General features: G+C 43.9%; 7 protein-coding genes. 4 read left to right on the top strand and 3 right to left on the bottom strand.

The window, feature by feature from the left end; all coding sequences use genetic code 11:
* Positions 1–246: 246 nt before the first annotated feature.
* The 4 genes from ACZFYI_RS10445 (at position 247) to ACZFYI_RS10430 (ending at position 6,064) form a co-directional block, all read left to right on the top strand.
* Positions 247–690, top strand: a complete 444-nt coding sequence (locus ACZFYI_RS10445; protein ID WP_462524074.1) for a nuclear transport factor 2 family protein — start codon at positions 247–249, stop codon at positions 688–690.
* A gap of 227 nt (positions 691–917) precedes the next feature.
* Entirely contained in the window at positions 918–3,158 is a 2,241-nt protein-coding gene (locus ACZFYI_RS10440) for a xanthine dehydrogenase family protein molybdopterin-binding subunit (protein ID WP_462524073.1), read from the top strand.
* Positions 3,159–3,329: 171 nt separating this feature from the next.
* The gene (locus tag ACZFYI_RS10435; protein ID WP_462524072.1) at positions 3,330–3,788 is read left to right on the top strand and encodes a (2Fe-2S)-binding protein; all 459 of its coding nucleotides are present in this window, start codon (positions 3,330–3,332) and stop codon (positions 3,786–3,788) included.
* 11 nt (positions 3,789–3,799) lie between these two features.
* Positions 3,800–6,064 carry a xanthine dehydrogenase family protein molybdopterin-binding subunit gene (locus ACZFYI_RS10430; protein WP_462524071.1) on the top strand — a complete coding sequence of 755 codons (2,265 nt, stop codon included), beginning with the start codon at positions 3,800–3,802 and terminating at the stop codon, positions 6,062–6,064.
* 95 nt (positions 6,065–6,159) lie between these two features.
* Here the strand turns inward: ACZFYI_RS10430 and ACZFYI_RS10425 are convergent, their stop codons facing one another.
* From ACZFYI_RS10425 to ACZFYI_RS10415, 3 genes are all read right to left on the bottom strand, one after another.
* Positions 6,160–6,774 (bottom strand): DinB family protein, encoded by a 615-nt coding sequence (locus ACZFYI_RS10425; RefSeq protein ID WP_462524070.1) that lies wholly within the window; start codon positions 6,772–6,774, stop codon positions 6,160–6,162.
* An 82-nt stretch (positions 6,775–6,856) separates the two neighbouring features.
* A complete protein-coding gene (locus tag ACZFYI_RS10420; protein ID WP_462524069.1) occupies positions 6,857–8,554 on the bottom strand; it encodes a sulfatase family protein in 1,698 nt (565 codons plus the stop codon).
* Positions 8,555–8,919: 365 nt separating this feature from the next.
* The gene (locus tag ACZFYI_RS10415; protein ID WP_462524068.1) at positions 8,920–9,414 is read right to left on the bottom strand and encodes a GNAT family N-acetyltransferase; all 495 of its coding nucleotides are present in this window, start codon (positions 9,412–9,414) and stop codon (positions 8,920–8,922) included.
* Positions 9,415–9,496 lie beyond the last annotated feature (82 nt).

Genomic DNA, 9,496 nt, shown 5'->3' with positions numbered 1-9,496 from the left:
AATGCTGGCTTTGACTTTCAGCAGTGTGCGGGACACCCACGAACTTCAGAAGTGATAAGTGAAACCTAGCTGGTTTTTAAAACCTCCTTGCCTAGGTTAGTGTCTTCACTAACCTTCACCAAAGCTGTGGTTAGTTAAATTGCTCAGGTTACTCCACTAACCTTTTTATTCTTTAACCAAAAATCAAGTGAGTGAAGACTCTCACTTTGAATCCATTAAATCTAAAAACCAATAAATCAAAACAAAATGAAAAAGACCTTCCTTAGTTTTCTTATGCTAGTAATCGGAATGCAGATTTCAGTCGCTCAAAACACAGCCGCAGAGCAGGAAATCATTGACCTTTCTAAAGAAAAATGGCAATGGATGTCGGACAAAGAGGCGGATAAACTTGCGGAGTTGTTCGATGATAAATCTGTTTTCGTCCACATGGGAGGTGCTTGGGGAAAAGAAAGAGAAGTCAATATCATCCGGAGTGGAGGCATACACTATAAAAAGGCAGACATCCATGAAGTCTCAGTGGAAATCATTGACAACACCGCCATCTTACTCAACCGAATTACACTCTTGGCTGTGGTGGGTGGAAACGAAGTCACCAATCCATTTATGGTGACTGAAGTCTATATCAAAAAGGATGGGGCATGGAAATTGGGTTCGCTTTCATTTACCAAATTGATGACTCCGGGGCAATAATTTTGAAAATTGAACCAAATGGTGAGGCTATTATTCCTGAGTATTTTCTTTCTGATGTCTCTTGGCTGTTCCTGTCAAGCTAAAAAACCTTAATCGCTTGAGAGTACTAAGGTTAATCTTACCGATAATCAAAAAGGGCTGGTTACAGAAAAAAGGAAGGGGTAAATTGAGAATATTGCAATAATTGACAAAGGTTATCCTTACCGATCTGTTTAACGAATCTTTAAATGACTAAAATAAATACAAGACTCAACAGACGTTCATTTCTCAAAGTCTCTGCCTTGGCAGGGGGAGGAATGATTTTGAGTTTTAACTGGCTTGCAGGATGTAAACCCAAATCAGCCGAAGTATTGGGCTTGCCTAAAGAGTGGGTTAGGCTAAACGGCTATATTAAAATCGGTGAAAATGGTTTGGTTACGCTCATGTCGCCAAATCCCGAGGGTGGTCAAAATGTAAAAACATCCATGCCGATGATTGTGGCGGAGGAGTTGGATGCAGATTGGACCAAAGTGCTGGTCGAACAGGCGCCTTTGGATACCGATAATTTTACCCGTCAGTTTATAGGGGGAAGTCAGGCCATCAGGATGGGTTGGACTGCCTTGCGGACTGCAGGTGCCACTGCACGCCAACTTTTGATCCATGCTGCTGCCCAAACCTGGAATGTTCCGGCCAATGAAATCAGTACCGAACCGGGTTTCCTGATCCACAAAGACAGCGGAAAAAGAGCCCATTTTGGCGAAATGGCATCTTTGGCAGGTACCCTTCCTGTTCCTGAAGAAGTGAAGCTCAAGGAAATTTCGGATTTCAAAATCATTGGCAAATCCCATAAAAATGTGGAGGCCAAAAACATTGTGACCGGAAAACCCATGTTTGGGATCGATTATACCAAACCCGGTACCCTCATCGCGATGATTGTGCATCCACCGGCTCATGGGATGAGGCTGAAATCCTTTGAGGATTCTAAGGTCCGCAACATGCCCGGAATACAGGATATTTTTCAGGTCAAATCCCATCAAGACGATTACGAGCGTACCTTTTTTGACACCGCAAGCTTCACTGATGTGGTGGCTATTGTCGGAAATTCGACTTGGGAAGTAATGAATGCCAAAAAAGCACTGAGAGTGGAGTGGGAGCCTTTTCCTACTTATGAAGAAAAAAGGGATTGGAACGGGCGAAAAGAATCCCGAACCATACCCGGAGGTTTGGAAAGTACAGAAGGCCATCTTCAGAAAATGGCTGAGGCAACCAAAAAAGCCAAGACTGTCCGAAAAGACGGAAATCCTGAAGCTGCCTTCCAGTCTGCGGCAAAGGTTATAGAGCGAACATATAATGGTCCTTTTCTCGCCCATAACTGCATGGAACCTATGAATTTCTTTGCCCATGTGCTGGGAGACAAAGTCGATTGTGCAGGACCGCTTCAAAAACCTGAACTTACCGAAAAGGCACTTTCCTCCAGATTGGGGATACCAGTTGAAAATATCCAAATCGAAATGACGAGGTTGGGTGGTGGATATGGCCGTCGGTCATATGCGCATTGGCTGATCGAAGCTGCAGTGATTTCACAGAAAGTGAATGCTCCGGTGAAGTTGATTTATTCACGGGAAGATGACATGACAGGAGGTATATACCGCCCTTCCTATCAGGCGACTTATCGTGCAGCTTTGGACAAAGACAATAACCTGGTCGGATTTCATATCAATGCAGGGGGAATGGTCGAAAGTCCCTTGTATCCAAACCGCTTCCCGGCAGGAGCGGTCGAAAATTATTGGGTGGAAGAATGGACGGTACCTTCCAACATTACGGTGGGTTCTTTCCGTGCGCCAAGATCCAATTTTATTGCAGCGGCAGAGCAATCCTTTTTGGATGAAGTCGCAGAAATGGCAGGCAAGGATCCGATTGAATTCCGTTTGGAGCTTCTGAAAAAAGCAAAAGAAAACCCGGTTGGAAAAGACAATGAATATGATGCTGACCGCTATGCCGGAGTGTTGGAATTGGTCAAAAGCAAATCAAACTGGGGAACAGCTATTCCGGGGTTATCAAGAGGGGTTTCTGCTTATTTCTGCCACAACAGCTACGCTGCACAAGTGCTTGATCTGAAAATCGAAAATGGACAGGTATTGGTAGAAAAAGTATATAGCGCATTGGATTGTGGACTATTGATCAATCCCGATGCGGCAAAGAACCTCTGCGAAGGCTCTGTGGTGGATGGGATAGGAACTGCGATGTTTGGAGAGTTGAAATTCAATCAGGGAGTTCCCGATAAGAGCAATTACGACCGGTACAGGATGATCCGGATGGTAGAAGCTCCCAAAGCCATTGAAACCAATTTTGTGCAAAGTCAAGTCGATCCTACGGGTTTGGGCGAACCTGGATATCCTCCGGTTTTTGCCGCTTTGGCAAATGCACTTTATAAAGCCACAGGAAAGCGGTTTTATTCACAGCCATTTATCAATCAAATGAATACTTGATAAAATGATTTTGATAAAATATCCTCCAATATTCAATGGCATAAAAATCAAAATTGAAATTAATCGTCAGTGGAATTCAAACCAATTGATTGATTCCAAGAACAATATGTTTGATTTCCGTAAGTTCTCAACCCTAATAAATTCTTATCTTTAGACTTAAATATCAATTCTATGGCAACTATAAACCTAAACGTCAACGGTAATAAGCAGACAGTGGATGTGGATCCCAACACCCCCGTCCTTTGGGTGCTGAGAGATCACCTCAACCTTACAGGCACAAAATATGGATGCGGCATCGCCCAATGTGGGGCCTGCACCATCCACTTAGGTGGGATAGCAGTCCGTTCCTGCCAATTGCCCGTTTCTAGTGTAGAAAACCAGGAAATCATCACCATCGAAGGGCTTTCAGAAAAAGGTGACCATCCTGTACAGCAAGCCTGGCTTGAACATGATGTGCCCCAATGCGGCTATTGCCAAGCCGGTCAGATTATGACAGCGGTGGCTTTGTTGAAAAACAATCCCAAGCCAAGTGATGCAGAAATCGAAACAGGAATGAACGGTAACATCTGCCGTTGCGGAACTTACCTCAGAATCAAAGAAGCTGTTAAAACCGCATCCAAATCACTCTAAATACTACCACCATGAAATTAGCAAACAAGCCTATCAATAGAAGATCTTTCCTGAAAGTGTCAGCACTGGCGGGTGGAGGAATGGTGCTCAGCTTTAGCTGGTTGGCAGGATGCAAACCGACTACTGAGGAAGAACTTTTGGCGATGCCAAAAGAGTGGTTTGAACTGAACAGTTACATCAAGATCGGGGAAAACGGAACGGTGACACTTTTCTCGCCCAACCCGGAATTTGGTTCCAATGTCATTACCTCCATGCCTATGATTTTGGCGGAGGAGTTGGATATAGACTGGAAAAAGGTAATGGTTGAGCAGGCCGATTTTTTTCCTTTGCGATTTGATAGACAGTTTACCGGGGGTAGTCAGGGCATCCGTCAGGGATGGACACCACTGCGTACAGCGGGTGCCACTGCCCGTCAGATGCTTGTCAATGCGGCCGCACAGACTTGGAATGTCCCTGCTGATGAAATCACCACCGAGGCAGGGACAATCTTCCATAAAGCAAGCAACAAAAAAGCAGGTTATGGAGAAATGGCTTCTTTGGCATCCACACTTCCTGTGCCTGAGGAAGTCAAATTGAAAGAGATCAAGGATTTTAAAATCATCGGAAACAGCAAAAAGAATGTAGAAGGCCGTAAAATCGTAACCGGGAAACCGCTTTTTGCCATTGACCATAAGGTAGATGGAATGCTTTACGCTGCCATCGTGCATCCTCCGGGATTTGGAATGAAGCTGAAGTCCTTTGATGAAAGTTCAGTAAAATCCATGCCTGGGGTGAAAGAGGTGTTTTCCATCAAAGTATTCAACGATGATTACGAAAGAAATTTCTTTGATACAGCCACTTTTGATGAAATGGTCGCCATTGTCGGCAATTCGACCTGGGAAGTCTTGAATGCCAAAAAGGCTTTGAAAGTAGATTGGGAAAAAGCACCGGAATCAAGTTTTACGGCAGCCGGTTTTGGAGGAAATAAATCCAAAGTGACTGTACCTGCCGGTTTGGAAAACTCTGCAGACCACAAAATCAGGATGGCTGAATATGCCAAAAAACCAGGTAATATCCTGAGAAGGGATGGAGACCCTGAAGCGGCATTCAAAAAAGCTGCAAAAATCATTGAGCGAACCTATTCCGCTCCTTTCCTTGCGCACAATACGATGGAGCCTTTGAACTGTTTTGCGCATGTGACCGCTGACCAAGCCATCATCTATGGTCCTACACAGGCTCCTGAATTAATCATGGGAACACTTTCCAACAGGCTTGGATTGCCCAAAGAAAAAATCCAGATCAAGCTTGCACGAATGGGTGGTGGATTTGGGCGACGGGCCTATAGCCATCAAATGGTGGAGGCAGCTCTGATTTCCCAAAAAGTAAATGCTCCAATTAAAATGATTTATACCCGTGAGGACGACATGACCTCGGGTGTGTATAGGCCAACATATACAGCTACTTACCGTGCGGCTTTGGATGAAAACAACAACATGACTGCTTTCCAGGTGAAGGCAGGAGGGATTCCTGAGACACCTATTGCACCTAACCGCTTTCCGGCAGGAGCAATTGACAATTATTTGGCAGAAGGTTGGGAAATAGCCTCAAACATAACTATTGGAGCCTTTAGGGCACCGAGGTCTAATTTCATCGCAAGTGCTGAGCAATCTTTTCTGGATGAATTGGCAGAGGAAATGGGCAAAGACCCGATAGCCTTCAGATTGGAACTTCTGGATCGGGCCAAAACCAATCCTGTGGGAGAAAAGAACGATTATGACGCTGCCCGCTATGCAGGTGTCTTGGAACTCGTCCGTGAAAAATCAAAATGGGATTCTCCCGAACCCAATGTCCACCGTGGCGTTTCGGCGTATTTCTGCCACAATTCCTATGTTGCAGAAGTATTGGACATTGAGATCCAAAATAACAAACCTATAGTCAAAAATGTCATCGCGGCCGTGGATTGCGGCATCGTGGTCAATCCGGATGCAGCAGCCAATATGGGTGAAGGTGCCATCGTGGATGGTATCGGGAATGCATTCTTTGGCGAGTTGCCTTTCAGGGACGGCGTGCCTGAAAAGACCAACTTTGACAAATACAGGATGATCCGACAAATGGAAGCTCCAAAATCCATAGAGGTTCATTTCGTAAAAAACGACATCGATCCTACCGGACTCGGCGAACCGCTCTTTCCGCCGGTATTTGCTGCCTTGGCCAATTCCCTGTACAAGGCCACCGGAAGGAGGTATTACGATCAACCTTTCCATCCGCAATTGGAGCTGAAGGGAATGAATATGTAAGGAAAGTAAAATTGTGAAAAAGCAAAAAACCGCATCCAAGTAAAATGGGTGCGGTTTTTTGATTTATACCATTCAATTATCATGGAGATATCTTCTCAAAGAGGATACCCTCCTGAGGCTTTGATTTGGTGAATTTGTCTCAGATGCCTGTCAGTATGGCCAAAATGAACCACCATCAGGGAATGGATGCTTCGCCTCTTTTCATCGCCCCATCGAAAGGTAAAGTGGGATTTGAGGTCATAAGTTGTGTTTTGGATGAAAGCGATGATGTGATCCCTTCCGAACAGAAAAAATTCTAGATTGTCTTTGCCTTTCATAAATCCCAATGGTTCGGCATTCCATTCAGCTTTATGGGGACTTGGGTCGCCCATCCATTCGAGATAGGTGGCGTCGGGTTTTGACAGGCTGTCAAGCAGGGGATCTGCAGGAATACTAAGCATGATGTCGGCCTCCTGCGCAAAAATCCTTTCATATAGACCAAGATGTTCCAATACCTGTGCAATGGACCATTTTGTGGAATCTTCTCGGTATGACCATTGCACATCTGTCAGGTCTTTCGTTTCCCTTACAATCAGATGCTTTGTTCGCTCAAGGTTTTCAACCAAATACTTCCTGTCTTTTTCTGTCCAAAGCTTTGTGGTTTGGCAGAATATAGGTTGAAATACCATCATGAAAAATAATAACAGAATTCCTGTGAAGATTGATTTCATGATGATAGGTTTTAATACTGAATAATATTGAGTTTACAGTAGTGAAGATTAGAGAAGTTTTACTTCATTCATCCATGGAAAATCATTCAAAATCCACTTTGTAGCCATTCTTTTCCAAAATGGCTTTGACAGTTTTTTCATTGGCACCGAATGCACGGCGTTTAGAAAGATCCTCCAAGTAGCGGTCGATGTAGCTTTGGCTAAGTTCAGAGCTGTCCCCGTATTTTTTTCTCAAATCTTCCAATTGGACGTGGAGGTCCTTCCTGATCTCGGCGTAGGCAGGGTCGTCATAGACGTTTTTCATCTCATTGGGGTCATTGAGCCGGTCGATGAGTTCCCATTCATCCACATCAAAATAGTAGTGGACCAGCTTATACTCTTTGGTCACGATGGCATAATGCCGCTTGACCATATGCACAGCCGGATATTCATAATAATGGTAATACACGGCATCCCGGGTCCATTTTTCATCATTTCCGGTCAAGAGGGGAATGAGGCTTTCGCCTTGCATTTCGCTTGGTGCCGGGATTCCCGCTGCTTCCAAAAAGGTCTGTGCAAAATCGAGGTTTTGTACCATTTCGTCAGACTTGCTTCCGGCTTTGATTTTTCCGGGCCAACTCACTAGAAGCGGTGTCTTGAACGATTCATTATAGATAAAGCGCTTATCAAACCAACCATGTTCGCCAAGGTAAAATCCCTGATCGGAGGTATAGACGATGATGGTGTTTTCCATAAGGTCATTTGCTTCCAAGTAATCGAGAACCCGTCCCACATTTTCGTCGACCGCGGCTATGGTTCCCAGGTAATCCTGCATGTAGCGCTGGTACCTCCATTGCATCTTTTCTTTTTCAGTCATGGTAGGAAATGCCTTTTTGAAGTCTTCGTTGACTTGCATGTAAGCTTTGTCCCAGTTTGCCTTTTGCTCAGGACTGAGTCTTCCCACTTCCCTTTCAAAAGCTCCCTTGTCCCAACCTGACAAATCAGGAATCCCCATTTCGTCCATTACCTCAGGATACAATTTGGAATCACCCGACCAGTTCATGTGCTTTAGCAGGTTCATTTCTGCTTCTTTGGCAGCAGAACCACGTCCTGAATAATCGTCAAAAAGCGTTGTAGGCTCGGGAAATGTCTTTTTGGTAAATTCGGACATGTGGCGCTCAGCCATTAGCCATTCACGGTGAGGAGCTTTATGGAGGTACATCAGCAAAAATGGCTGATCGGCTTTACGCTCGTTTTGCAGCCAATCAAGGGTCATGTCTGTCACGATATCCGTTACATAGCCATCAACTTTGATGTTGCCTTCGTTTTTGGTGATAAAATCCGGGTTGTAATAAGAACCCTGACCCGGAAGGATTTTAAATTGGTCAAAGCCTTTGGGGCTGTTTCCAAAATGGAGTTTGCCAAACATCGCAGTCTGGTAACCGGAGTTTTGGAGAAGTTGGGGAAAAGTAATGTTGGTTGTATCGAAAGGGAAGTGGTTGTCGATTTTACCGTTCAGGTGGGAATGCTTTCCCGTCAGGATGGTCGCACGTGAGGGTGCGCAGATGGAGTTGGTCACGCAGGCATTGGTAAAGAGCATGCCCATTTTTGCAATCCTGTCGATATTTGGAGTCTGGATCAGCCTGGTATCATAAGCAGAAATCGCTTGGTAGGCATGGTCATCCGACATGATGAAGATGATATTGGGCCGCTTGGTTTCTGCTACTTCCGGTTCGGTTTTGCAGCCGAAGATCAAGAGGATTCCGAAAATCAAAAGAAGGAATGAAGGGTTTTGCTTCATGGTTTGCTGGTTGGATACTTTTTATAAATGTAAAAAAGTTAAAGATTGATTTCTAGCCATCGATATAAGAATTGAAAACTGAGGCGGGTGGTTTGTATTTTCAAATAGGAGCAGAATGATTTTTCAAAATTTTGGCCGAATGAATCCAAGCGAAAAAAATGATTGGGATTTAAAAGCGGTTCAAATCAAAAAAGAAAAGAAAGGTAATTTCGTATCGTATTTGATAGAAAGGTGTAGTTGCAAACTGCACCTAGTCGAGGTAATATTCCCTACGCCACCGGGCAAGTCGTTACTGTTGATGGGGGATTGATGGTGGAGAGGTTGTGAGTAAAAGTTTTACAAGAAGGAAAAAGCAGCTTACCTTATTAGGTAAAAAGCTGGGTCAAAGTCTTCATCGAAATAAACATTTTTCCGCTGTCGGGTAATTTTATAAAATCATATTTCTCATAAAACTTCTCTGCTTCTTCGTCAATCGGGTCAACTACTACAGCGAATGAACCAATTTCTTGTGAAATTTCATAACTCCTCTTCAAAGCGTCTATCAGCAAAATCTTTCCGATTCCTTTGCCTTGATATTTTGTGTCAATAGCCAATCTACCAAGTAAAGTAGTGGGAATGGAAATATAGGATCTAGGAAGCTTTTTCTGAAGATGTTCAGGAAAACTACTTAATGGAATGCTGTTATTGGAAAGGGTGTAATAGCCTTGGATTTTGCCGGATGTACTTTCAGCCAACACAAAACACGCTGAAAGTTTTCTTTTAATATCTTGTCCCGCCTGATTTTTTAAATAGTTGTTCAAAAGGTCTTTCCCACAGTCAAAATCATCTCTGTTGTGCTTTTTGTCTAAAAGTTCAATCATTACCTACTTTGAATTAGATAAAAAAGTCTTGTAATCATCTAAGGCTTTTCTCAAATTTTCAGATGGTTCTTTTGGATTGGTG

Source organism: Aquiflexum sp. (assembly GCF_977115555.1).
Note: the sequence above shows the minus strand (reverse complement) of the source record. Positions and strands in the feature narration are given on the sequence as shown.